Source organism: Streptomyces sp. NPDC028289, from assembly GCF_055565975.1.
The window spans coordinates 803,264-825,199 of record NZ_JBVHTI010000004.1 but is presented as its reverse complement, the minus strand read 5'-3'; the positions used below and the strand labels follow the sequence as shown (position 1 = coordinate 825,199).

Annotated in this window: 21 protein-coding genes and 2 pseudogenes; 15 read left to right on the top strand and 8 right to left on the bottom strand. The window is 72.3% G+C overall.

Annotated features, from left to right (window positions below; translation table 11 throughout):
* Positions 1-12 precede the first annotated feature (12 nt).
* On the bottom strand, positions 13-234 hold the full coding sequence (locus ACZ4UV_RS23770; protein WP_451019034.1) for an arginine deiminase family protein: 222 nt from the start codon (positions 232-234) through the stop codon (positions 13-15).
* 122 nt (positions 235-356) lie between these two features.
* Between ACZ4UV_RS23770 and ACZ4UV_RS23765 the strand changes: the two genes are divergently transcribed.
* Positions 357-2,102, top strand: a complete 1,746-nt coding sequence (locus tag ACZ4UV_RS23765; protein ID WP_467840440.1) for an alpha/beta hydrolase — start codon at positions 357-359, stop codon at positions 2,100-2,102.
* Positions 2,103-2,118: 16 nt separating this feature from the next.
* On the opposite strand, the gene ACZ4UV_RS23760 is transcribed toward ACZ4UV_RS23765, so the two are convergent.
* A complete protein-coding gene (locus ACZ4UV_RS23760; protein ID WP_467840728.1) occupies positions 2,119-3,231 on the bottom strand; it encodes an MFS transporter in 1,113 nt (370 codons plus the stop codon).
* A gap of 440 nt (positions 3,232-3,671) precedes the next feature.
* On the opposite strand from ACZ4UV_RS23760, the gene ACZ4UV_RS23755 reads away from it, so the two are divergent.
* Together ACZ4UV_RS23755 and ACZ4UV_RS23750 are read left to right on the top strand one after the other, a co-directional pair.
* Positions 3,672-4,682, top strand: a complete 1,011-nt coding sequence (locus ACZ4UV_RS23755) for an AraC-like ligand-binding domain-containing protein (protein ID WP_467840437.1) — start codon at positions 3,672-3,674, stop codon at positions 4,680-4,682.
* 70 nt (positions 4,683-4,752) lie between these two features.
* The gene (locus tag ACZ4UV_RS23750; protein ID WP_467840434.1) at positions 4,753-5,538 is read left to right on the top strand and encodes a peptidoglycan-binding domain-containing protein; all 786 of its coding nucleotides are present in this window, start codon (positions 4,753-4,755) and stop codon (positions 5,536-5,538) included.
* Between the two features lie 188 nt (positions 5,539-5,726).
* Here ACZ4UV_RS23750 and ACZ4UV_RS23745 read toward each other — a convergent pair whose 3' ends face one another.
* Entirely contained in the window at positions 5,727-6,440 is a 714-nt protein-coding gene (locus tag ACZ4UV_RS23745; RefSeq protein ID WP_467840431.1) for a TetR/AcrR family transcriptional regulator, read from the bottom strand.
* Between the two features lie 58 nt (positions 6,441-6,498).
* Between ACZ4UV_RS23745 and ACZ4UV_RS23740 the strand changes: the two genes are divergently transcribed.
* From ACZ4UV_RS23740 to ACZ4UV_RS23730, 3 genes are all read left to right on the top strand, one after another.
* Complete coding sequence (locus ACZ4UV_RS23740; RefSeq protein WP_451018890.1) at positions 6,499-7,176, top strand: class II aldolase/adducin family protein; 678 nt, start codon at positions 6,499-6,501, stop codon at positions 7,174-7,176.
* Complete coding sequence (locus tag ACZ4UV_RS23735) at positions 7,173-8,102, top strand: carbohydrate kinase family protein (protein ID WP_451018889.1); 930 nt, start codon at positions 7,173-7,175, stop codon at positions 8,100-8,102. The genes ACZ4UV_RS23740 and ACZ4UV_RS23735 overlap by 4 nt, the downstream gene beginning before the upstream one ends.
* 204 nt (positions 8,103-8,306) lie before the next feature.
* Positions 8,307-8,702, top strand: a complete 396-nt coding sequence (locus tag ACZ4UV_RS23730) for a luciferase domain-containing protein (protein ID WP_351494871.1) — start codon at positions 8,307-8,309, stop codon at positions 8,700-8,702.
* Between the two features lie 36 nt (positions 8,703-8,738).
* Here the strand turns inward: ACZ4UV_RS23730 and ACZ4UV_RS23725 are convergent, their stop codons facing one another.
* Positions 8,739-9,518: a DeoR/GlpR family DNA-binding transcription regulator gene (locus ACZ4UV_RS23725; RefSeq protein WP_451018888.1), complete on the bottom strand. Its 780-nt coding sequence runs from the start codon at positions 9,516-9,518 to the stop codon at positions 8,739-8,741.
* Positions 9,519-9,651: 133 nt separating this feature from the next.
* Here ACZ4UV_RS23725 and ACZ4UV_RS23720 point away from each other — a divergent pair, with 133 nt between their 5' ends.
* Positions 9,652-10,545 carry an SIS domain-containing protein gene (locus ACZ4UV_RS23720; protein WP_467840425.1) on the top strand — a complete coding sequence of 298 codons (894 nt, stop codon included), beginning with the start codon at positions 9,652-9,654 and terminating at the stop codon, positions 10,543-10,545.
* A gap of 2 nt (positions 10,546-10,547) precedes the next feature.
* Positions 10,548-11,414, top strand: a complete 867-nt coding sequence (locus ACZ4UV_RS23715; RefSeq protein WP_467840422.1) for a class II fructose-bisphosphate aldolase — start codon at positions 10,548-10,550, stop codon at positions 11,412-11,414.
* Here the strand turns inward: ACZ4UV_RS23715 and ACZ4UV_RS23710 are convergent.
* Complete coding sequence (locus ACZ4UV_RS23710; RefSeq protein ID WP_467840419.1) at positions 11,401-12,531, bottom strand: methyltransferase; 1,131 nt, start codon at positions 12,529-12,531, stop codon at positions 11,401-11,403. The two genes, ACZ4UV_RS23715 and ACZ4UV_RS23710, sit on opposite strands and share 14 nt — an antisense overlap.
* Before the next feature lie 68 nt (positions 12,532-12,599).
* Here ACZ4UV_RS23710 and ACZ4UV_RS23705 point away from each other — a divergent pair, with 68 nt between their 5' ends.
* Positions 12,600-13,265: an alpha-ketoglutarate-dependent dioxygenase AlkB family protein gene (locus ACZ4UV_RS23705; RefSeq protein WP_451018884.1), complete on the top strand. Its 666-nt coding sequence runs from the start codon at positions 12,600-12,602 to the stop codon at positions 13,263-13,265.
* 88 nt (positions 13,266-13,353) lie between these two features.
* Positions 13,354-14,589, top strand: a complete 1,236-nt coding sequence (locus tag ACZ4UV_RS23700; protein ID WP_351494878.1) for an ROK family protein — start codon at positions 13,354-13,356, stop codon at positions 14,587-14,589.
* Between the two features lie 18 nt (positions 14,590-14,607).
* On the opposite strand, the gene ilvY is transcribed toward ACZ4UV_RS23700, so the two are convergent.
* The gene (gene ilvY / locus ACZ4UV_RS23695) at positions 14,608-15,462 is read right to left on the bottom strand and encodes an HTH-type transcriptional activator IlvY (RefSeq protein WP_467840415.1); all 855 of its coding nucleotides are present in this window, start codon (positions 15,460-15,462) and stop codon (positions 14,608-14,610) included.
* Positions 15,463-15,550: 88 nt separating this feature from the next.
* Between ilvY and ACZ4UV_RS23690 the strand changes: the two genes are divergently transcribed.
* Positions 15,551-17,023 (top strand): ketol-acid reductoisomerase, encoded by a 1,473-nt coding sequence (locus ACZ4UV_RS23690; protein WP_451018882.1) that lies wholly within the window; start codon positions 15,551-15,553, stop codon positions 17,021-17,023.
* 63 nt (positions 17,024-17,086) lie between these two features.
* Here ACZ4UV_RS23690 and ACZ4UV_RS23685 read toward each other — a convergent pair.
* Positions 17,087-17,434 (bottom strand): annotated as a pseudogene (locus tag ACZ4UV_RS23685) (phosphotriesterase family protein); the annotation flags it as partial.
* Positions 17,435-17,711: 277 nt separating this feature from the next.
* Between ACZ4UV_RS23685 and ACZ4UV_RS23680 the strand changes: the two are divergent.
* Positions 17,712-17,882 (top strand): annotated as a pseudogene (locus tag ACZ4UV_RS23680) (ATP-binding protein); the annotation flags it as partial.
* Positions 17,883-18,000: 118 nt separating this feature from the next.
* Here the strand turns inward: ACZ4UV_RS23680 and ACZ4UV_RS23675 are convergent.
* Positions 18,001-18,960 carry a helix-turn-helix domain-containing protein gene (locus tag ACZ4UV_RS23675; protein WP_451018881.1) on the bottom strand — a complete coding sequence of 320 codons (960 nt, stop codon included), beginning with the start codon at positions 18,958-18,960 and terminating at the stop codon, positions 18,001-18,003.
* A 240-nt stretch (positions 18,961-19,200) separates the two neighbouring features.
* On the opposite strand from ACZ4UV_RS23675, the gene ACZ4UV_RS23670 reads away from it, so the two are divergent.
* The 3 genes from ACZ4UV_RS23670 to ACZ4UV_RS23660 all read left to right on the top strand — a co-directional run bounded on the left by ACZ4UV_RS23670 (position 19,201) and on the right by ACZ4UV_RS23660 (position 21,895).
* Complete coding sequence (locus ACZ4UV_RS23670) at positions 19,201-20,046, top strand: SDR family oxidoreductase (RefSeq protein WP_451018880.1); 846 nt, start codon at positions 19,201-19,203, stop codon at positions 20,044-20,046.
* A gap of 20 nt (positions 20,047-20,066) precedes the next feature.
* On the top strand, positions 20,067-20,549 hold the full coding sequence (locus ACZ4UV_RS23665) for a nitroreductase family deazaflavin-dependent oxidoreductase (protein WP_451018879.1): 483 nt from the start codon (positions 20,067-20,069) through the stop codon (positions 20,547-20,549).
* A 365-nt stretch (positions 20,550-20,914) separates the two neighbouring features.
* A complete protein-coding gene (locus ACZ4UV_RS23660) occupies positions 20,915-21,895 on the top strand; it encodes an aldo/keto reductase (protein WP_451018878.1) in 981 nt (326 codons plus the stop codon).
* The last annotated feature ends 41 nt before the right edge of the window (positions 21,896-21,936 follow it).

The window sequence follows — 21,936 nt, the reverse complement described above, 5'->3', positions numbered from 1 at the left end:
GCGGGCGCGATGTCAGGACCCGGCCGGGTGGCGAAGCGGCAGGCAGGTCATGCGGTGCCCGCCGCCACGGGCCCGGCCCGGCGCGGCGCCGACGACGGTGACGACCTCGGTACCCGCCTTCCGCGGCGAGGTCTGGGGCCGGCCGGCGTGGTCCCAGCCGATGACCACGCCCGGCTCCGGCGCGACCACGCCGGCGAACGGGGTGGCGTGCTCGGTCGTCCGGGCCTCGGCCATGCCCACCACGATGGGACACCTCGTGTGGCTCCGCACCTTTTCCCGGAGGGGGGAGGGGCCCGGACGGATCTTCCGGATGCGGCGGCGGGTGCGGTGGCCGATCGTGGTCCCGAGGTGGCGAAGTGAGTGGTGCGGGCAGGGCTCTGAATCGTACGAAGGACTGGACCCGGCGGACGGCGGAGCGGGTGCGCGGGCACCTGGGCCCCGACCGGGTGGTCCGGCGGCGGCCGTGCTGGGGCGGGATCGCGGTGGCCATCCTGTGCTACTGCCTGTCCCTCACCCCCTCCCTGCTCCCGCGGGCCTGGTGGCTCCAGGGGCTCGCGGCCGGCGTCTCGGCGGCCGTCGGCTACGCCGTCGGTGCCGTACTGGAGACCCTCGCCCGGCTGCTGCTCCGCTGGGCGGCCGTCCCCGTCCGTCCCCGTGTCCGCCGCACCCTGTGGACCGCCCTGGGCGTGCTCGGCGCCGCCGCGGTGATCACCGTCACCGCCTGGAGCGTCCGCTGGGAGGGCCAGGTCCGCCGAGCGGTGACCCTGCCCCCGGACATCGTCCGGTGGCAGTGGGCGCTGGTCCCGGTCGTGGCCGCGCTCGTCGCGACGCTCCTGCTCCTGGTCGCCCGGACGGTACGGCTCGGCACCCGCCTCGCCGCCCACGCGTTCGACGCCCTCGTCGCGCGCCCCGTCGCCTACGCCACCGGGGTCGTCCTGGCCGCCTTCGTGATCGTCGGAGTCGTCCAGGGATTCCTGCTGAACGCGGCACTGGACGCGATCGAGAGCACCGCCTCCCTGGCCGACCAGGGCACCGCCGAGGGCGTCCACCAGCCCGGCCTGCCCACCCTTTCCGGCAGCCCGGAGTCCGCAGCCCACTGGGACACGCTGGGCGCCCAGGGCCGCAACTTCGTCGGTACCGCCACGACCCGCGCCGACATCACCGCGTTCACCGGCCGCCCGGCCGACGATCCGGTACGGGTCTACGTCGGCCTGCGCTCCGCCGACACCCTCGACGAACGCGCCGCCCTCGCCGTACGCGAACTCGAACGCACCGGCGGTTTCTCCCGCAGGATCCTCGCAATCATGGGAACCACCGGCACCGGCTGGATCAACGACCAGGGCAGCAAACCCCTGGAGTACATGTGGGGCGGCGACACCGCCATGGTGGCCATGCAGTACTCCTACCTCCCCAGCTGGGTCTCCGCGCTCACCGAGGACGAGGCCGCGGGCACCGGACGAGCCCTCTTCGACGCCGTCTACGCCAAGTGGCGGACCCTCCCCGCCGCCTCCCGCCCCCGGCTGCTCGTCTACGGCGAGAGCCTCGGCTCCTTCTCCATGGAGTCCGCCCTGAACGGCTCCCTGCCCACGCTCGTCACGGAGACGGGCGGCGCGCTGTTCGTCGGGCCGACCTACGACAACCCGCTGTGGAAGTCCGTCACCGCGCAACGGCAGCCGGGCAGCCCCGAGTGGCGGCCGGTGGTCGCCGACGGGGCGCATGTGCGCTTCGCGCAGGTACCCGCGGACTACGGCATCCCGGCCGCGCCCTGGGGCGAGCCCCGCGCGGTCTACCTCCAGAACGGCTCCGATCCGGTCGTCTGGTGGTCGCCCGACCTCGCCTTCCACCGGCCGGACTGGCTCGACCGGCCACGCGCCCGGGACGTCTCACCGGCGATGCAGTGGTATCCGCTGCTGACGTTCTGGCAGGTGGCCTGCGACCTGGCGGGCGCCGACAGCGTGCCGGAGGGCTTCGGCCACCGGTACGGAACCCTGCCGACGAGCGCCTGGGCGGAGATCACGACCCCACCCGGGTGGACGGACGCCGACACCGCGAGACTGGCCGGGGTGCTGGAGTCGGTGCGGGAGCCGGGGTTGCTGGACTGAGGGGGCGGGAACTCCGTCAGTGCCCCGCCGTGCGCCGGGTCAGCAGTGCGATGGCCGCGGCGGTGGCGGCGAGGGCGGCGACGGTGGTGAGGGCGGTGGGGAGAGAGAGCCAGTCCGCCATGAAGCCGATGGCGGGCGGTCCCAGGAGCATGCCGCCGTAGCCGAAGGTGGAGGCGATGGCGACGCCGTCGGGGCCGGCCAGTCTGCCCGCGCGTTCGATGGCCACGGGGAAGAGGTTGGCGAGGCCGAGCCCGGTGATCGCGAACCCGAGGAGGGCCGCCCACAGGGCCGGGGCGAGCGCGCCGACCAGCATGCCGGCCGCGGCGGTCGCGCCGCCGAACACCAGGGTGCGTGTCTGGCCGAGGGCCTCGAGCAGCTTCGTCCCGCTGAGCCGGCCGACGGTCATGGCGAGCGCGAAGCAGGAGAAGCCGATGGCGGCCGCGCCGGGTGCGGCGCCGAGGTCCTGCTCCAGGTGCAGGGCGCTCCAGTCGGCCATGGCCCCCTCGCCGTAGGCCGTGCACAGGGCGATCAGGCCGAACGTGACGACGAGCAGCCGGGTGCGGCGTGCCGGGCGGTGCGGCGTGGATGCCGCCCGGGGTGCGTCGTCCTCGGGGGTGACCGGCGGGGAAGTGCGAAGAAGCGTGCGGCCTGCGAGAAGGGTGACCACAAGGCCGACGGCGGTGAGGCAGAGCAGGTGCTGCGTGGGGGTCAGCAGGCCGGCGATCAGTGAGCCCAGGCCGGAGCCGAGCATGCCGCCCAGGCTGAAAGCGGCGTGGAAGCTGGGCATGATCGGGCGCCGGAGGGCTCGTACCAGGTCGACCGCGGCGCTGTTGAACGCGACGTTGATGCCGCCGTAGGCGCTGCCGAACACCAGCAGTACGGCGCCGAGGGCCGGGACCGAGTGGGTGAGCGGCGGCAGGGCGACGCTCAGGGAGAGCAGGACGGCGCAGGCGACGGTCACGGGGTGGGAGCCGTAGCGGCGGCACAGCCGTCCGGTGAACATCATCGTGATCACGGCTCCGGCCGAGACGCCGAGCAGGGCGAGCCCCAGGGCGCTGGCCGAGGCGCCGGTCTGTTCCTTGATGGCCGGGATGCGGACGACCCATCCGGCGAAGATGAAGCCGTCCATGGCGAAGAAGACGGTCAGCGCGATGCGGAGACGGGTCAGGACGAGCGGGCGGCCCGGCACGACGGTGTGCGAACGGGTTTTGTTTATTGGCGGCACAAACTCAGGCTAGGTGAGACCGCCGACCCGGGCAAGGGCGTATGCCGCGCGCTCGGCAGCCGGGATCCGCAGTACCGGGGAGAGTGGGCGACGCCCCTCTTTCGCGCCGCCTGGACGGTTGTCCAGGCGGCGCCCGTCGCCTTCGGACTGCTGAACTCATCCCGGCTGGACACCCGGATGGCCTGGATGGCCTGGATGGTCGCCACTGTCGCCCCGGGACGTAAGACGACGGCAAGTTGACCCAGTGGTTGCGAGGGCGAAGGGCCGGTTTGGTGCTTCCATGACGGTGCGTTGAATCTGCTGTGCTGTCCTGTTTTCGTTGACTTTCCGGGGGAGGACAGCGCGTGATCGTGACTCTGCGCACCGAGGACCTGCCGGTCGCCGACCGGTTTCCGTGGTGGTGCGAGCAGATGGCCCAGGACGTCGTGCCGTCGATGGTCAGCAGCCCGCACGCCGACGACTTCCGCTCCGAGGTGACGGTGGCGGAGCTGGGCCCGGTCGTGCTGACGGCGCTGGACTACCCGGAGATGCGGTCCGTGCGCTCGTCGGCCCTGGTGCGCCGCTCGGACCCCGAACGGTACGGGCTCAGCATCGTCATGGCGAACGAGCTGTACTTCGCCCAGGGGGACAACGAGGCCCGGCTGACCGCGGGCCAGTTGCTGCTCCACGACACCTCCCAGCCCTTCGAGACCCGTGCCCTGCCCGGGGCCGGCCGCGGGGAGCTGGTGATGCTCCAACTGCCCAGGACCGCGCTGCCGTTACGCCCTGAGCGGCTGAACCCGCTGCTCGCGCGAGGCGTGTCCGGCGCCACCGGGATGAGCGCCGTCTTCGCCCGCTACCTGGTCGGCGTCGCCGGGGCGGTCCGGCGGGGAGAGGTCGGCGAGCGCGAGGTCCGGCGGCTGGGCGAGGTGGCCCTCGACCTGGCCGCCGCCACACTGGCCTCGTACATCGACGCCGAGGACCGGCTGCTCCCGGAGACCCGACGCCAGGCGCTGCTCACCCGGATCGAGGCGTTCATCGAACTCAACCTCGCGGAACCCGAGTTGACGCCCGCCGTGGTCGCCGCCCACCACCACATATCCCTCGGCTATCTGCACCGGCTCTTCCAGCACCGTGAACTCACCGTCGCGGCCTGGATACGCCACCTGCGCCTGGAGCGCATCCGGGCCGACCTCGCCGACCCGCGGCTGCGCCACCACCCGGTCCACGCCCTCGGCGCACGCTGGGGCTTCCACCACGCCGCCGACTTCAGCCGCGCCTTCCGTACCGCGCACGGTGTGCCCCCGGGCGACTACCGCCGCCAGGTCCTGGCGGCGGTAGGTACGGCGGTGGACGCAGCGTCAATGAACCGGTGACGCTGCGCCAACGACGTCACCCCCTGCGCACTGACACCGTGTCCAACAGGTTCACGAACAGGAGTGCAGGATGAGTACTACCGCTCAGGCAACCACGGCACAGGTCCGGCAGGCGATGGTGAGCAACTGTCTGTGGGGGGTCCAGCACAACGCGGACATCCACTACTCGCAGGCCCGGCCGATGCCCATCGGCATAGCCGTGCACGCGCTTCCCTTCTCCACCGGCTGCTCGGGCTTCGCCACGATCATGGCGAAGTGGAGCGGGGCCGGGGACCCGAACGGCTCCGGGTTCAACGGGCAGGGCTACACCGGGACGATGCTCGACCACTGCGAGCACATCACCGCTGCCGAGACCCAGCCCGGGGACTTCGTGGTCTTCGGCGCGGGCACGGGTACGCACGTCGTCATCCTCGTCGAGAGCGCGGCCAAGGGCCTCGGGGCGCTGTGCGTGTCCCACGGCCAGGAGGCCGACCCGATCCGCACCACCCTTGCGGACGAGGCGAACTCGCACCGGGGCGAGCCCCTCACCTATCTCCGGTTGCCCGGCGGCGGCACCGGCTCGCCCACTCCGCCGTCCTCGAACCACAACCCGTACTGCCCGCTCGCCGTGGACGGCGGGTTCGGACCGAAAACCATCAAGGCGCTGCAGTGGGTGCTCGGCGTGACCGCTGACGGCGACTTCGGACCGAACACCAAGAAGGCACTCCAGAGCCACCTCCATGTGCCCGTCGACGGGCAGATCGGTCCGCAGACGATCAAGGCTCTCCAGGCGCACGTCGGTGTCACCCAGGACGGGGACTGGGGGAAGCGGACCACGGAAAGGCTCCAGAAGGCGCTCAACGCGGGCAGCTTCTGAGAATCCGGGGGGCAGCCCGGCCCAGAGCTTCGGATCCGGGAGGGCGTTCGCCCGTTCGGGCCGGGGGGACGCGCCGGCCCGGCATGCCGCGCGAATCGTGTGTTCGCGCGGCACCGTTTCGTCCACCTCGTCCCGTGGGCAGGGGCCGGGCCCGAAGCACCCGCGCGAACTGCCCGACCACACGGCGCCTACTCCGGGCGTCCGGCCGCTCCGGGAACGGGCCCGTCGAGCGGACCGGTGCCCACCGCATCGCCGTCCCGCCGACCGTGTCTCCCGGCCAGGGCCGTGAGGTAGCCGCGCAGCATGACCTTCGCCTCTTCGAGGAGGGCGGCGTCGCCCTCGGCGTCGCGGCGGAAGGCCTCCTGGGCGAGCGCGTCGGCGGCGAGGACGGCGGCATGGCAGGCGTGGCCGAGCCCCTCGATGTCGCCGGCGATGCCGAGCGCGAGCAGGACCCGGCACACCCCGTCGGCCATCCGGCGCTTGTGCTCCCGGTCCGCCGCCCGGGTCCGGTCCGTCAGACCGCTGCCGAACCACAGGGCCCTGAAGCCCTGTTCGGTGCGGTAGAGCTCGGCGTAGGTGTCGATCAGCACGCCGACCGGGTCGGACCAGCGCTCGGTCGCCGCGCTGCGCACGAACTCCTCCATCACCGCTTCGAGCTGGGCGAAGTAGGTCGCGGCCAGCGCGTCGATGATCGCGTCCCGGTCGGGCAGGTACTGGTACAGCGAGCCGACCGAGACCCCGGCCTCGGCCGCGACCCGGGTGGTGGTCAGGGCCGGTACGCCCTCGGCTATCAGAACGCGCTCAGCCGCCTTGAGCACACGCGCCAACCGGGCTTTGCTGCGGGCCTGTTGGGGAGTACGGCGCAGCACGGCCCCGGTCTCCTCGGCGGCCGGCCCGCTCACGTGACCACCCCTGAATCTGAACGTGACTTTGTTTCAGGTTTACGTTACCGTCGCGGCCATGACGGACTCAAGCTCCGCGCTGGTGCAGGAGCGGGCCGCGGTGGCGGACGTCTGCCGACGCCTGGGGGCGGCGGGCCTGCTGATCGGCACGGCGGGCAACGTCAGCGTGCGGGTGGGGGACCGGGTCGCGGTCACCGCGACCGGGGCGGTGCTCGCCCAACTCACCGCGGGCCAGGTGACGGTGGTCGATCTGGACGGCAAGGTCGTCGCCGGGACCCTGCAGCCGACCTCCGAACTCGACCTGCACCTGGGGGTCTACCGGCGCTACGGCGCCGGCGCGGTCGTCCACACGCACGCCCCCATGGCCACCGCCCTCTCCTGTGTCCTCGACGAACTGCCCTGCATCCACTATCAGTTGCTCGCCCTCGGCGGCACCGTGCGAGTGGCGCCGTACGCCACCTTCGGCACCCCGGAACTCGCGGAGTCGGTACTCACCGCACTCGACGGCCGCAGTGCCGCGCTGATGGCCAACCACGGCTCGGTCGCCGTCGGCCCGACCCTCGACAAGGCCGTCGAGAACGCCCTGCTGCTCGAATGGGCCTGCGGTGTCTACCAGCACGCGGCGGCCCTCGGAACGCCCCGCGTCCTGGACGAGCGGCAGCAACTCGCGGTGATCGAGGCCGCGATCGCCCGGAACTACGGCACCACCCGATCCCTGCAGGAGGGCAAGCCATGAGAGTCGTCACGATGGGCGTGCACGTGCTGGACGTGCTGGTCCGGCCGGTGGACGCGATACCCGAGGGTCAGGGCGCCACCCTGGTCGAGGACATCAGGATGACCGCGGCCGGGACCGCCGGCGGCACCGCACTGAGCCTCGCCAAGCTCGGCGCCACCGTACGGAGTGCCGGGGCCGTCGGTGCCGACGCGACCGGCGACATGCTGGTCCAACTGCTCGGCAGGGCCGGGATCGACACCGCCTTCCTCGTCCGCCGTGCCGACACCGCCACCTCGGCGAGCGTGCTGCCCATCCGCCCCAACGGCGACCGGCCCTCCCTGCACCTGCTCGGCGCCAACATCACCTATGGCGTCGACGACGTGCCCTGGGACGCCCTCGCCGAGGCCGACCATCTCCACCTCGGCGGCCCGGAGTTGATCGGCGTCGAGGCCGCCGCGCGCATCCTGCACTTCGCCAAGGAGCACGGCGTGACGACCTCCGTGGACCTGCTCGCGCCCGGCGTGCTCGGCGGCTTCGAGCAGATCGCGGCCGCGCTGCCGTACGTCGACCACCTCCTCCCCAACGACGACCAGGTACTGGGCTTCTCCGGCGAGGACGACCTGCTGGCGGGCGCGAAGAAGCTGGTCGGCGCCGGCGCCGGGCTGGTCGCGGTCACCCGGGGCGGTGACGGCGCGCTGCTGGTCACCGCCGAGGGCGCCGAGCCGGTGCCCGCCTTCGAGATCGACGTCGTCGACACCACCGGTTGCGGCGACGCCTTCTCGGCCGGATTCGTCTACGGCATCGGGCTGGGCCGCACCCCGCACGACTCCGCCGTCCTCGGCAACGCCGTGGCGGCCCTGGTCGCCCAGGGTCTCGGCAGCGATCACGGGGACTTCGACCTCGCCGCCGCCGACGCGTTCGCGGCGACGGCCGTCAAACGCGCGTAGGGCAGGTGTCGGACCTGCGTGCAACGTGACGCCGGCCACGGCCGTCCCGGACGCCCGAGAGGTACCTTCCGTCCCTCGAACCACTGAATTCCTGCGGATATGCACTCGTCCCGGGTGTCTGTGTTCGGACGGAGTCCGGCAACAGCTCGGTTAATAACTGCTCGCTAGTTGGTTACCGGAGAGTGAGCGGGCCATGATGGCCCCATGACGTTGGCCTCGCGCGCTCTGGCGCAACTGGCGACCTGGCCCGACCTGACCCAGGCCGTACCGAGCTGCGGTCTGGGGCAGGCCGTGAGCTCGGTGCAGGGCGAGATCGCGCACTTCCACTCCGACCGCGACGTGGACCTGCGTCTCACCACCCACGCCATCCGGCACTTCGCCAAGGACCTCAAGGGCACGGGGGCGATCCGGATCGTCCCGGGCTCGCAGTGGGTGACCATACGACTCGACGCCGCGAGCGACGTCGACCTGCTGCTGACCCTCGTAAGTGTCGCCCTCCAGGCCCAGCAGAGCTGGCCCGACCCGGCCGACCGGCCGGTGTTCGGCTGCAACGACCAGCGGGGCGCGGGATTCGTCAGCGCCGACACCAGCGGGATGTGACAGCGAGCCGAGTCGCAGGGCCGTACCGCGTCACACTCACACGGCCAGGACCCGGATCCCCGCCTCCTCGAACCGGCGCACCGTCTCCGGCGCCGCCGCTGCGTCCGTCACCAGCGTGTCCACCAGTTCCGCCGCGCAGATCCGGGCGAACGCCCGCCCGCCCAGCTTGCTGGAGTCGGCGGCGACGACCACGCGGGCCGCACGCTCGCACAGCAGCCGGTTGACCGCGGCCTCCGCCTCGTCATGGGCCGCGGCCCCGTGGACGACGTCGAAGCCGACCACCCCGAGCACCGCCACGTCGAGGGTGATCTGTCCCAGCACCCCGTCCGCGAGCGGCCCGATGAGCTCGTACGACTGCGGGCGCGCCACCCCGCCCGTCACCACGATCTTGAACTGGGGCCGCACCGCGAGCTCGTTCGCGATGTTGAGCGCGTTCGTGACGACCGTCAGCGCCGGCGTACCGGTGCCGAGGTCTCCGCGCACGGCCAGGGCGCGGGCCACCTCGGTGGTGGTCGTACCGCCCGTGAGCCCCACCGCCTCGCCCGGCGCGACCAGGTCCGCCACCGCCTTGGCGATCCGCTGCTTCTCCGAGGCCTGCCGGGCCGTCTTGTAGCGCAACGGCAGCTCGTACGACACCCCGTGCACCACCGCCCCGCCCCGGGTGCGCACCAGCATCTGCTGCTCGGCGAGCTGGTCGAGGTCCCGGCGGATGGTGGCCGCCGAGACCGCCAGCTCGGCCGCGGCCTCCTCGACCTCGAGGCGGCCGCGCTCGACCAGCAGCTCGAGCAGTGCCGTCCAGCGGGCGTCGCGGGACATCCGCCGCCTCCGTTCCTCGCTCTCCCGGTGACCTTAGCGCACCTGGTTTTCGGCAGGATGCTTGATTGTGATTGAAAGATGGCCTTATCTTGCAAGAACAATCACATTGGCCGTCCAGGGGAGGGGCAGTGGTATGTCACACATCACCGAGGAGCTGAACAGCCAGCCCGACTGCTGGACACGTGCCGCCACCGAGGCCACCCGCCAGGCCCACGCCCTCCCGGCCCCGGGCGAGCGGGTCGCGATCGTCGGCTGCGGCACCTCGTACTTCATGGCCCAGGCCGCCGCCGTCCTGCGCGAGTCCGCGGGGCACGGCGAGACGGACGCCTTCGCCGCCTCGGAGTTCCCGCACGGGCGGTCGTACGACCGGGTCCTGGCCCTCACCCGGTCCGGTACCACCACCGAAGTCCTTGAGCTGCTGCTTGAGTTGAAGGGACGGGTGCGCACCGCAGCGATCACCGCGGACCCCGCGACCCCCGTGACGGAGGCCGCCGACGACCTCGTCGTCCTGGACTTCGCCGACGAACGCTCGGTCGTCCAGACCCGGTTCGCCACCAGCGCGTTCACCCTGCTCCGCGCCCACCTCGGCCTGCACACCAACGCCGCGGTCGCCGACGCCCGCACCGCACTGGCGACTCCGCTGCCGCCGGGGCTGATCGACTGCATCCAGTTCACCTTCCTCGGGCGCGGCTGGACCGTCGGACTCGCGAGCGAGGCCGGGCTCAAGATGCGCGAGGCCTCGCTGTCCTGGACCGAGGCCTACCCGGCGATGGAGTACCGGCACGGCCCGATCAGCATCAGCACCCGCACCACGGCCACCTGGATGTTCGGCCCGGCCCCCGCCGGACTCGCCGAACAGGTCGGCGCCACCGGAGGGTTGTGGATCCAGGGCAGCCTCGACCCGCTCGCCGAACTGGTCCGCGCCCAGCGCCTCGCCGTCGCCGTGGCCGCCGCCCGGGGCCTCGACCCCGACCGACCGCGCCACCTCACCCGCTCGGTGATCCTCACCCCGACCGGCGAGGAGTGAGCGTGCCCCTCGCAGCCACCGGCACACTGCTGGCCCGCGCCGCCGAAGCCAGGTCCGCCGTCGCGGCGTTCAACGTCATCACCCTGGAACACGTGGAAGCCGTCGTCTCCGGTGCCGAGGCCGCCGGTTCACCCGTCGTCCTCCAGGTCAGCGAGAACGCCGTGAAGTTCCGGCACGGACGTCTCCTCCCGCTGGCCCGCGCCGCCACCGCGGCCGCCGAACGTGCGCACGTGCCCGTCGCGTTGCACCTCGACCACGTCCGCAGCGACGACCTGCTCCGGCAGGCACCCGACGCCGGATTCAGCTCGGTGATGTACGACGCGTCCCGGCTGCCGTACGCCGGGAACCTCGCCGCGACCGCGGCCGCCGTCGACTGGGCGCACGGCCAAGGCCTCTGGATCGAGGCGGAGTTGGGCGAGGTCGGCGGAAAGGACGGCCGGCCGGCCCTGGACGCGCACGCTCCCGGGGCGCGCACCGACCCCGCCGAGGCACGGGACTTCGTCGCCGGCACCGGTGTGGACGCGCTGGCCGTGGCGATCGGCAGCGCGCACGCCATGACCACCCGCACCGCCGCCCTCGACCACGACCTGCTGGGGCGTCTCTCGGCCGCCGTGCCGGTCCCGCTCGTCCTGCACGGCTCCTCCGGCGTCCCGGACGAGGGGCTGGTCGCCGCGGTCGGCGGCGGCATCGCCAAGGTCAACGTCGGCACGGCGCTCAACATGGCGATGACCGCGTCCGTCCGCCGTTTCCTCGCGGACCACCCCGATGCCGTCGACTCCCGTACGTACCTCGGTGCCGGCCGTGCGGCGATGGCCCGGGAGGTGACCAGGATCATCGGCGTACTGGCCGGCGGGACTACCCGCGCCTGACCGCCTTCAGCACCACGAACTTGGGGTCGCTCGCGACCAGTTGACTGTTGCCGAACAGGCGGCGCAAGGTCACGTGGTAGCCCAGGTGCCGGTTGCCGACCACCCACAGCTCGCCGCCCGGCCGCAGTGCCCGCTTCGCCCCGCTGAACATCCGCCACGCCGTCGCGTCGGTGGTCGCCTGATGGGAGTGGAACGGCGGGTTGTTCAGCACCACGTCCACGCTCCCGGCCGCGACCCCGGCCAGCCCGTCGCCGACCCGGAACTCGGCATGCCCGGGCACCCCGTTGGCCTTGTAGGTGGCCTCCGCCGAGGCGACCGCCTGGAACGACTCGTCCACGAACAGCACCTCGGCCGTCGGGTCGGCCAGCGCCACCGCCGTGCCCACGACCCCGTTCCCGCACCCGAGGTCCACGATCCGGCGGCCTCCCTCCGGCAGATGCGCCAGGAAGAACCGCGTACCGATGTCGAGCCGGTCGGCGCAGAAGACGCCCGCGTGGTTGACGACCGTACGCCCGGAGACCGCGCCGATCCCGGCGGGGAGCGCGTAGCTGTACGGCCACGGGTTCTCCGGGCGCTCCAGTGACGGATCCGGCGTGCAGTGGATCAGCCGGGCCTTCTGCTCGGCCAGCGAGGTCCGGGTCGGCCCGAGGATCCGCTCGAACAACCGCAGCGTCGACGTGTGGATCTCCTTGACCATGCCGGTGCCGATCACGACCGTCCCCGAGTGCACGGCGGGCGCCAGCCGCAGCAGCTGGTCCTCAAGGAGCGCCAGGCTCTTCGGCACCCGCACCAGCAGCACGTCCACCCGCTCCGGCGGCGGATCCTGGGTGGTCAGCAACCGCACCGCGCCCGGCTCGACACCCGCGCGCGCCAGGTTCGCGCGGGTCGCCTCCTGACTCAGGTACGAGTCGGTGATCTGCACCGGACGGTGCTCCGCCAGCGCGGTGACCAGCGCGCCCCAGCGGTCGCCGAGCACCACGACCGTGCCGGACAGCCCGGTCCGGTCCTGGTCGAGATACCGCAGCAGGTACGCGTCGGAGGCGTCCCAGGCACGCAGCCGGTCGCGCGGATCCTCCGGGAAACGGGACAGCTCGAACTCGCCCCAGGCAGTTGTCATACGGTCGCTCATCGTGCGTCCAGGCTAGCGGAACCGCAGCTCAGGCCCGGTCGGGCAGGATGGGGGGCATGGAGGACGAACTGTTCCCGAGGGCGTGCGCCCGCATCGCACCGGGCGCCGTGCACGTCCCCGACTGGCTGGACCCGGACCGGCAGCGCGCGCTGCTCGCCGCCTGCCGCGACTGGGCCCGGCCCCCGGCGGGCCTGCGCACGGTCCGCACGCCCGGCGGCGGCACGATGACCGCCCGCCAGGTCTGCCTGGGCTGGCACTGGCACCCGTACGCCTACGCCCGCACGGTCGTCGACGGCGACGGCAGCCCCGTGAAGCCGTTCCCCGCCTGGCTCGACGAACTGGGCCGCCACGCGGTGACCGACGCTCTGGGGCCGGAGGCGGTCGGCGGATTGTCGTACGACATCGCGCTGATCAACTTCTACGACGCCGACGCCCGCATGGGCATGCACCGCGACGCCGACGAGAAGTCGGACGCACCGGTGGTGTCGCTGAGCCTGGGGGACACGTGCGTGTTCCGCTTCGGCAACACCGAGAGCAGGGGCAGGCCGTACACGGACGTGGAGCTGCGGTCGGGGGACCTGTTCGTGTTCGGGGGAGAGTCGCGGCTCGCCTACCACGGGGTGCCGAGGGTGCACCCGGGCACGGGACCGGCGGAGCTGGGCCTGACCGGCCGACTCAACGTCACACTGAGAGTGAGCGGCTTGGGAGGTGCCCTCACTTGAGCGCCCTTTCAGGGGCGCGGGGAACTGCGCGACCAGCCACAACGCACCCGCGGCGTTCAAGACTACGGATCATGGCAGACTCCCTCCCATGAGCGGAAAGGCGGCCCCCGGCCCGACGGGGAACGGAACCTCGAAACCCCGGTTGGACCGAGGACGCGGCGCACTCGGCCCCGCGCTGGAACTCGTGCACACCGGCCGCGCCCCCACCCGCGCGGTGCTCACCGCGGAGCTCGGCGTCACCCGGGCCACGGCCGGCGCCGTCGCCGCCGAACTGGAGGCGCTCGGCCTGATCAGGGTCGACGCCCACCCCGGCGCCGCCGCGGGTTCGCAGGGCCGCCCCTCCCACCGCCTGGAGGTCGCCGAGAGCGGCCCCGTCGCCCTCGCCGCGCAGGTCCACGCCGACGGTTTCCGCGCGGCGCTGGTCGGCCTGGGCGGCCGGATCGTCGCGACCGCGCCCGGCTGCGAGGCCGTCGACGCCGACCCGGCGAAGGTGCTCGGCTCGGTGGTCGAGGCGGGCGCCGACCTCCTGCGCAGCACCGGCCGCCGCTGTGTCGGCGCGGGTCTCGCCGTGCCGTCCGCCGTCGCCGAACCGGAGGGACTGGCCCTCAACCCCCTTCACCTGGCCTGGCCGGTGGGGGCGCCGGTGCGCCGGATCTTCGCGGAGTGCGTGCGCGCGGCCGGGATCACCGGCCCGGCGTTCGCGGGCAACGACGTGAACCTGGCCGCGCTCGCCGAGCACCGGCACGGCGCGGGCCGGGGCGCCCGGGACCTGCTGTGCGTGGCCACCGGGCATCGGGGCGTCGGCGGCGCGCTGGTCCTGGACGGCCGCCTGCACACGGGCAGTTCGGGCCTCGCCCTGGAGGTCGGCCACCTGGCCGTGAACCCCGAGGGCCGCCCCTGCCACTGCGGCAGCCGGGGCTGTCTGGACGTGGAGGCCGATCCCCTGGCACTGCTGATCGAGGCGGGCCGCGATCCCGGCCCCGAGGTGTCCCTGCTCCGGCAGGCCGAGGACCTGATCCGCGACCACTACGCCGACCCGACCGTCCGCAGGGCCACCGAGGCCCTGATCGACCGCCTCGGCCTGGGCCTGGCGGGGCTGGTCAACATCCTCAACCCCGACCGGATCATCCTCGGCGGCCTGCACCGCACCCTGCTGGACGCCGACCCGGAGCGGCTGCGTGCCGTGGTCGCCGACCGCAGCCTGTGGGGCCAGAGCGGCAGCGTGCCGATCCTGCCGTGCACGCTGAGCCACAACAGCCTGGTGGGCGCGGCCGAGTTGGCCTGGCAGCCGGTACTGGACGACCCGCTCGGGGCACTTCGGTAACCCGCCACCGCGGCCCGGTCACCGCGGTGCCGTCAGGCTCCACAAGGCCGCCACCAGCGGCCGCCTGAGGTCGGACCGGCGTACGCACAGCCCGATCGGGAAAGGCTCCGGCGCGGGGTCGGCGGGCAGCACCGCGATCCGGTCCCGCACCGCGCTGTGTTCCAGGACCAGCCGGGGTACCACCCCCGTACCGCAGCCCAGGGCGACCAGGGTCAACAGGGCCTCGTGGCCGTCCGGTTCACAGGCGACGGCCACGGGCCGCCCCCGCGCCCGGAACCAGCGGTCGGCCGCCTCGCGCACCAGTCCGCGCTGGGGGAGGACGAACGGGCCGTCCAGGCCGGGGTCCGGGCGGTCGAGTGCGGTGACCAGGACCAGGTCGGTGACCGTCACCGTGCGGCCGACCAGGGACTCCGGGAGCCGCGCCGGGATCCCGGCCACGGCCACGTCGGCCTCGCCCTCGTCGAGCCGGGCAAGGGCGGCCGCCGCGTCCCCGGTACGCAGATCCAGCCGTACCTGAGGGTGCGCCGCACGGAACGGCGCCAGCAGGCCGGGCAGCAGCGCCTGACAGGCGGTCACGGTGGCGAACACCGCGAGTCTGCCGCTGAGTTCGGCCGGGTCCGGGCGTTCGTCGCGGTAGGCCTGCCACAACTCCAGTGCTTGTACGGCGTATTCGCGGAAGCGCTGGCCCTCAGCCGTCAGGGACACCCCGCGCGGACCCCGGTCGAACAGCCGGTGGCCCAGTTCCGCCTCCAGCCGCTGCACGGTCCGGGTCAGCGTCGCCGGGCTGACGTGGCAGTCCAGGCTGGTGCGCCCGAAGTTCAGTGACTGCGCGAGGTGGAGGAAGAGCCGCAGCCCTCGGTGATCGTCCCGCACTCCCTGACCAGGCCCTTTCGCGATCCGCAACAGTCCGCTGCGGAAGTTGCGCTTGCCGCAACGTCCTTCCGGAGCCTACAACTCGGCCATGACCTCGACGACCACCTACACCTCCGGCGTCTTCGCAGTGGAAACCATGGACGTGCCCGGCGGCACGGAGACCATCCTGCGCGGCGGACGGCACCTCTTCCCCCTGCTGCCCCGGGCGTTCGCCGGGGTGCGCAGGATCGGCGTCCTCGGCTGGGGCCCGCAGGGCCGCGCCCAGGCCCGCAACCTGCGCGACTCCCTCGCCGGCACCGGCATCACGGTCACCGTCGGCCTGCGCCCCGGCTCCGCCTCGGCCGCCGACGCCCGCGAGCACGGCTTCACCGAGGAGAACGGCACCCTCGGCGACTGGCTCGCCGTCGCCGCCGACAGCGACCTGCTCCTGCTGCTGATCGCCGACGCCGCCCTCGCCTCCCACCACCGGGAGATCTTCGCGGCCCTCAAGCCCGGCGCGGTCATCGGCCTCTCGCACGGCTTCCTGCTCGGCCACCTCAGGGCGACCGGCGGCGACTTCCCGGCCGGCCACGGCGTGATCGCGGTCTGCCCCAAGGGCATGGGCGACTCCGTGCGCCGCCTCTACGAACAGGGCGCGGAGATCAACGGCGCCGGGATCAACAGCAGTTTCGCCGTGCACGCCGACCCCGACGGCCGCGCCACCGACCTCGCCCTCGGCTGGTCGGTCGCGCTCGGCGCGCCATACACCTTCCGCACCACGCTGGAGAGCGAGTACCGCTCCGACATCGTCGGCGAACGCGCCGTTCTGCTCGGTGCCGTGCACGGCATCGTGGAGAGCCTGTACGCCCGCTACCGGCTCGCCGGGGACGACGAGGTGACGGCGTACGAGCGGTCCTGCGAGAACGTGACCGGGCCCGTGGCCCGGACCGTCTCGCGGGCCGGGCTGCGGGCCGTCCGCGAGGACCTCGACCCGGCCGGCCGGGAGGTCTTCGACCGGGCGTACACGGCGGCCTACGGGCCGGCCCGCGAGCTCGTCGCCGAGATCTACGACGAGGTCGCCGACGGCACCGAGCTGCGGAGCGTGATCCTCGCCGAACGGCGGCTCGGGAAGCGGGAGATGAGCCGGATCGGTGGCTCGCCGATGTGGGCGGCGGGGGAGCGGGTACGGGCCCGGCGGGCCGGACGGGAGCTGCCCGTCGAGCCGTTCACCGCCGGTGTGTTCGTGGCCACGATGACGGCGCAGATCGACGAGTTCGCCGAGCGCGGCCACCCCTGGTCGGAGATCGTCAACGAGTCCGTCATCGAGGCGGTCGACTCGCTGCTGCCCTACATGCACGCCCGCGACGTGGCGTACATGGTCGACAACTGCTCCCGCACGGCCCGCCTCGGCACCCGCCGCTGGGGCCCGCGTTTCCAGGCGGCCCTCGAGCAGATCGCCTACCCGGCGGCCCAAGGCCCGGCCGACCAGGATCTGCTGGCCGCCTTCGACGCCCACCCGGCGCACGAGGCGCTGGCCGCGGCGGCGAAGCTCCGCCCGTCGGTGGACATCTCGGTGGCCTGAGCGCATCGGGGCCGGCCACGACGGCGCCGCAGCCGGCACATGGCGGCACTGTCGGCGGAGCGCTCAGCGCCAGTCGACGGAGAAGGCCCGGGCCGGGTTGTCGGTGAGGATGCGGGCGACGTGTTCCGCGCCCAACTCGGCCACCAGCCGGGGCCGCATCCGACGCAGCAGGTACGGCATCCCGGGGCCGCCGTCCACCGACCGTGCCTGCGCCACCACGGTGTCCCCGCCGAGCAGCACCCGGTCCCCGAACCCGGCCTCGGCCAGGGCCCGTACGGCCTCGGGCATCCGCCAGTCGGTGGCGTGGTCGGCCCGGGACGGCCCGTCGAAGGCCGGCCAGCAGCCGGAGGCGGCGGCCTGCCGCTGGACGACCAGGTCGGGGGAGCGGTTGAGATGACCGAGGATCACCCGGAGCAGCTCCGGTGCGTAGTGGGCCGCTTGGTGGAGTCCCGTCGTTCTCTCGCCTATTGCAAGCTGTTGCTCCCAAGGTCAAACGGTCAGTGCCTGCTTTCGAACTCCGGGGCGAGATCGCGCGAAGCATCGGTCTGATGTCCCGTCAGCGAGCCGCCGTTCGTCGTCCGTGAGAGTGGTGGTTGCATATTTCCTGGATGTCAGTGATGGCGCATCCCCCCGATGAGGACGCAGGCCCCTAGGCGATGACAGAGCCCTCCGGACGGTTGGGCAGGTCAGGGAAGTGTCCCGCGGGTTCTTGGTCGTGGCCGCGCCGGAGGGCGAGGACGCGGTGGACGCGGTATTGCTGGTGGTGTCGGAGCTGTTCACCAACGCGGTGCGGCATGCGGGCGGGGTGACCGGGTTCCGGCTGGAGGCCGGGCCGGGATGGGTGACCGTGGAGGTCCATGACGCCAGCACCGTTTGTCCGCGGATCCTGCTCTTGGATGCCACCATGGGTGGTGCCGTCCGGGTGGTCAGTTGTGGTGTTCTCGCTGGCGGGCATGTCGCCTCGCGTGGCCCGTCGTTCAGTCGGGTGTCTCGCCCGAGTCGGCGGGCTCGGAGTCGTTGGCCGGCGCGGACCGCTCGATGTCCTCGTTGCCCGTGGCCCAGCTGGCCAGCAGGTTCAGGGCGTCCTGCGAGGGTGAGTGGGGCTCGGCGGTGTAGGTGAGGAGGAACTGGCTGGGGCCGTCGGGGAGCGGGAAGGTTTCGAAGGGCAGGTCGAGGTCGCCGACGACCGGGTGGTGGAGGAGCTTCACGCCCGTGGTGTGCATCCGGACGTTGTGGGCCGCCCAGCGGCGGCGGAATTCCTCGCTGCGGGTGGACAGCTCCCCAATCAGGTCCGTCAGCCGCCGGTCGTACAGATCGCGGCCGGCCTCGGCGCGCAGCATGGCGACCGTGTCGTTGGCGACTTCGTCCCAGTGGCGGAAGAACTCGGTCGCGTGCGGGCTGAGAAAGACGAACCGGGCGTTGTTGGGCGGCCGTACCGGGTCGGCGTAGACGGGGGAGAACAGGGCGCGCCCGAGGTGGTTGGCGGCGAGGATGTCCCCGCGTCCGCTGAGGATGAACGCGGGTGTGCCGCTCATCGAGTCGAGGACGCGCTGCACCGTGGACCGGACACGCTGCTGGGCCGGGCGGCGGCGTGGCGGGCGGGTCGTGCCGGCGCCGCGTAGGAGGTCGAGCAGGTGGATGCGTTCGGCCTCGTCGAGCTGAAGTGCTTGCGCGATGCCGTCGATGACGCTCTCAGAGACGCCGGTGGCGTTGCCGCGCTCCAGCCGGGTGTAGTACTCGCTGGAGATACCCGCGAGGAGGGCGACCTCCTCGCGGCGCAGCCCCGTGACCCGTCGGCGCTCTCCGCCGTACACGGGCAGCCCGGCCTGCTCAGGAGTGACCCTGGCCCGCCGCGTGCCCAGGAATTCCCGGATCTCCACACGGAAATCAGCACGAATGTCGCGGTTGCTGCCGTTGGGGTCGTTTCTGCCTGCCATGCGCTTCACTCTACGAGCGCTTCCGCCGGGTTGGGGGTCCCTGTCAGTGACCCCCTCATCAGGGACTCCCACCCTCGCGTGACAGCCGGTTTTGTTGGTGATGCACCGCCCACGGCGGTGTGAGCCGTCCAGACAGACGGCGCTCGTGCCGCCGGTCTCAGCCTCCTCTACGGCGCCGTCGGCGATGCATCTCCCCGCACACAGCGGGTGCCGGATCACGGCGCCTGAAAGGAACCCCCCATGAGCAAAGTCATTCTCGTCACCGGTGCCGGACGCGGTCTGGGTACGGACATCGCCCGCGAGGCCCTCGCCGCCGGCCACCAGGTCGTCGCCACCGGCCGCCGCCCCGAGGAGGGCGAGAAGACCCTGGGTGGGCCGCAGGACAATCTGCTGGTCACCAAGCTGGACGTCACCAGCCTGGACGACGCCGAGGCTGCCGCGCAGGCCGCCGTCGACCGCTTCGGCCGTATCGACGTACTGATCAACAACGCCGGGAACCTCTTCACCGGCTACTTCGAGGAGATCTCGCCCGCGCAGATGCGCCAGCAGTTCGAGACCAACCTCTTCGGCCCGATGAACGTCACCCGCGCCGTCCTGCCGATCATGCGCAAGCAGCGCGCCGGCCACGTCATCACCATCACCTCGACCGCCGGGCTGGTCGGCATGGAGTTCACCTCCGCCTACGCCGCCTCCAAGTTCGCGGAAGAGGGCTGGATGGAGTCCCTGCGCTACGACGTCGATCCGTACAACATCCACACCACGATCGTGGAGCCCGGCTACTTCCGCACCGAACTCCTCGTGGACGGCTCCACCACCTGGCCCGAGCTGTCCATCGACGACTACGCCCCGCGCACCGCACCCCGGATCGAGGGCATGAAGAGCATGAACGGCAAGCAGCCCGGCGACCCCGCCAAGCTCGCCCGCGCCCTGCTCACCATCGCCCAGCAGGAGAAGCCGCTGCTGCGATTCGTCGCCGGTGCGGACGCCATCGAGGCCGCCGAGGCCAAGGCGAAGGAGCTCCTCGCCCAGGCCGAGGCATCCCGCGAACTGGGCGACAGCCTGGCCTACGACGACGCCCACGCCTGACCAGCACGGAGAGAGCCGACATGCCCCTCAAAGGCGAGTACGAGCCGAGCAAGGCGCAGTTTGTACGTGACCAGGTGGAGCTGTACGAAAGCTCCGGCGGTACGCAGGGAACGACGCTGAGTGTCCTGGTCGCACGGGAGGAAGACGAGAGGCTCCGGGACCTGTCCGTCGTCATCCTGACCACCCTGGGCGCGAAGAGCGGCAAGATCCGCAAGACCCCGGTCATGCGGGTGGAACACGACGGCGTCTACGCCGTGGTCGCCTCCATGGCAGGAGCCCCCAAGCACCCGGTCTGGTACCACAACGCGGTGACCGACCCCCGGGTCGAGCTCCAGGACGGCCCGGTGCGCCAGGACATGCTGGCACGCGAGGTGACCGGGGACGAGAAGGCCCTGTGGTGGGCCCGAGCCGTCGAAGCGTTCCCCGACTACGCCGAGTACCAGAAGAACACGGAACGTGAGATCCCGGTCCTCGTTCTGGAGCCGGCGGCCCACGAGCACTGACCCGGCGCAGCCGGTTCAGCCCCGGACCCACCGCAGCCCGGCCCTGGCAACACCAGCGTCGGACCCCACCTGACAGCGGCCAGCTCGAATCCCCCATGGTCGGCCCGCCCGGCCGCCTGGACGAAGCACATCACCGGCGACCGCGGCATCGATGTCCTCGGCAGCCTGACCTACGACGACACCCACGCCTGAGCACCATGCCCGGCCGAGGCCGGAAGCCGTCGGGTGCACCTACGGCGCTGACCCGCTACCCGGCAACGGCGCCCGCGCCGGCAGCGCGCGGACCACCGAAGCACGGTCCGCCAGCTGGTGCCGCACCCCATTGATCACACCGGCCTGACGGCCGTCACGAAAAGGAGTACCTGATGAAGCACGTATCACTGGGCGGGCTCGATGTCTCCCGCATCGGGCTGGGAGCCATGACCATGGCCGGCATGTACACCACGGGCGGGGGGCTCGACGACGCCGAGTCGATCCGCACCATCCACCGGGCGCTGGACCTAGGGGTCACCCACATCGACACCGCCGAGATCTACGGCCCCTTCCACAGCGAGGAAATCGTCGGCAAGGCGATCAAGGGCCGCCGCGACGACGTCGTCGTGGCGACGAAGTTCGGTCTCGTCTCCCACGCCGGCGACGGCCCCGGCGTGATCGACAGCAGCGCCGGCAACGTGAAGGCCGCGGTCGAAGGCTCGCTCGTGCGGCTCGGCACCGACCACATCGACCTCTACTACCAGCACCGGGTCGACCCGAACACGCCCATCGAGGAGACCGTCGGCGCGCTGGCCGAGCTGGTTGCCGAGGGCAAGGTCCGTCACATCGGCCTCTCCGAAGCCGGTCCCGAGACGATCCGCCGGGCGCACGCCGTGCATCCGGTGGCCGCGCTGCAGACCGAATACTCGCTGTGGACCCGGGACGTCGAGGCCGAGATCCTCCCGTTGCTGCGCGAGCTCGGCATCGGATTCGTGCCCTACTCGCCGCTCGGGCACGGCCTGCTGACCGGGCAGATCCGCACCGTCGACGACTTCGCCGACGACGACTGGCGCAAGACCAACCCGCGCTTCATCGGCGAGAACTTCCAGCGCAACCTGCGCATCGTCGACGAAGTACAGGCCATCGGGGTCGAGATCGGCGCCACCCCGGCCCAGACCGCGCTGGCCTGGCTGCTGACCCGCGGCGACGACATCGCCCCCATCCCCGGCACCCGGCGGGTCGCACGCGTCGAAGAAAACACCGCAGCCGACGGCATCGAACTCAGCGCCGCTCAGCTCGACCGCCTGAACAACCTCACACCGGCCGCGGGCGAGCGCCACGACGAGGCGAACATGGCCACCATCGACCGGTGATCTGACGCCCCGGCGACGTACTGACCCGTCGCACCCGACCA

Coding starts and splice junctions, on each gene's coding strand:
- ACZ4UV_RS23770 (WP_451019034.1), bottom strand. CDS start 234: ATGGCCGAGGCCCGGACGACCGAGCACGCCACCCCGTTCGCCGGCGTG.
- ACZ4UV_RS23760 (WP_467840728.1), bottom strand. CDS start 3,231: ATGGACGGCTTCATCTTCGCCGGATGGGTCGTCCGCATCCCGGCCATC.
- ACZ4UV_RS23750 (WP_467840434.1), top strand. CDS start 4,753: ATGAGTACTACCGCTCAGGCAACCACGGCACAGGTCCGGCAGGCGATG.
- ACZ4UV_RS23740 (WP_451018890.1), top strand. CDS start 6,499: ATGACGGACTCAAGCTCCGCGCTGGTGCAGGAGCGGGCCGCGGTGGCG.
- ACZ4UV_RS23735 (WP_451018889.1), top strand. CDS start 7,173: ATGAGAGTCGTCACGATGGGCGTGCACGTGCTGGACGTGCTGGTCCGG.
- ACZ4UV_RS23730 (WP_351494871.1), top strand. CDS start 8,307: ATGACGTTGGCCTCGCGCGCTCTGGCGCAACTGGCGACCTGGCCCGAC.
- ACZ4UV_RS23725 (WP_451018888.1), bottom strand. CDS start 9,518: ATGTCCCGCGACGCCCGCTGGACGGCACTGCTCGAGCTGCTGGTCGAG.
- ACZ4UV_RS23720 (WP_467840425.1), top strand. CDS start 9,652: ATGTCACACATCACCGAGGAGCTGAACAGCCAGCCCGACTGCTGGACA.
- ACZ4UV_RS23710 (WP_467840419.1), bottom strand. CDS start 12,531: ATGACAACTGCCTGGGGCGAGTTCGAGCTGTCCCGTTTCCCGGAGGAT.
- ACZ4UV_RS23705 (WP_451018884.1), top strand. CDS start 12,600: ATGGAGGACGAACTGTTCCCGAGGGCGTGCGCCCGCATCGCACCGGGC.
- ACZ4UV_RS23700 (WP_351494878.1), top strand. CDS start 13,354: ATGAGCGGAAAGGCGGCCCCCGGCCCGACGGGGAACGGAACCTCGAAA.
- ACZ4UV_RS23690 (WP_451018882.1), top strand. CDS start 15,551: ATGACCTCGACGACCACCTACACCTCCGGCGTCTTCGCAGTGGAAACC.
- ACZ4UV_RS23675 (WP_451018881.1), bottom strand. CDS start 18,960: ATGGCAGGCAGAAACGACCCCAACGGCAGCAACCGCGACATTCGTGCT.
- ACZ4UV_RS23670 (WP_451018880.1), top strand. CDS start 19,201: ATGAGCAAAGTCATTCTCGTCACCGGTGCCGGACGCGGTCTGGGTACG.
- ACZ4UV_RS23665 (WP_451018879.1), top strand. CDS start 20,067: ATGCCCCTCAAAGGCGAGTACGAGCCGAGCAAGGCGCAGTTTGTACGT.
- ACZ4UV_RS23660 (WP_451018878.1), top strand. CDS start 20,915: ATGAAGCACGTATCACTGGGCGGGCTCGATGTCTCCCGCATCGGGCTG.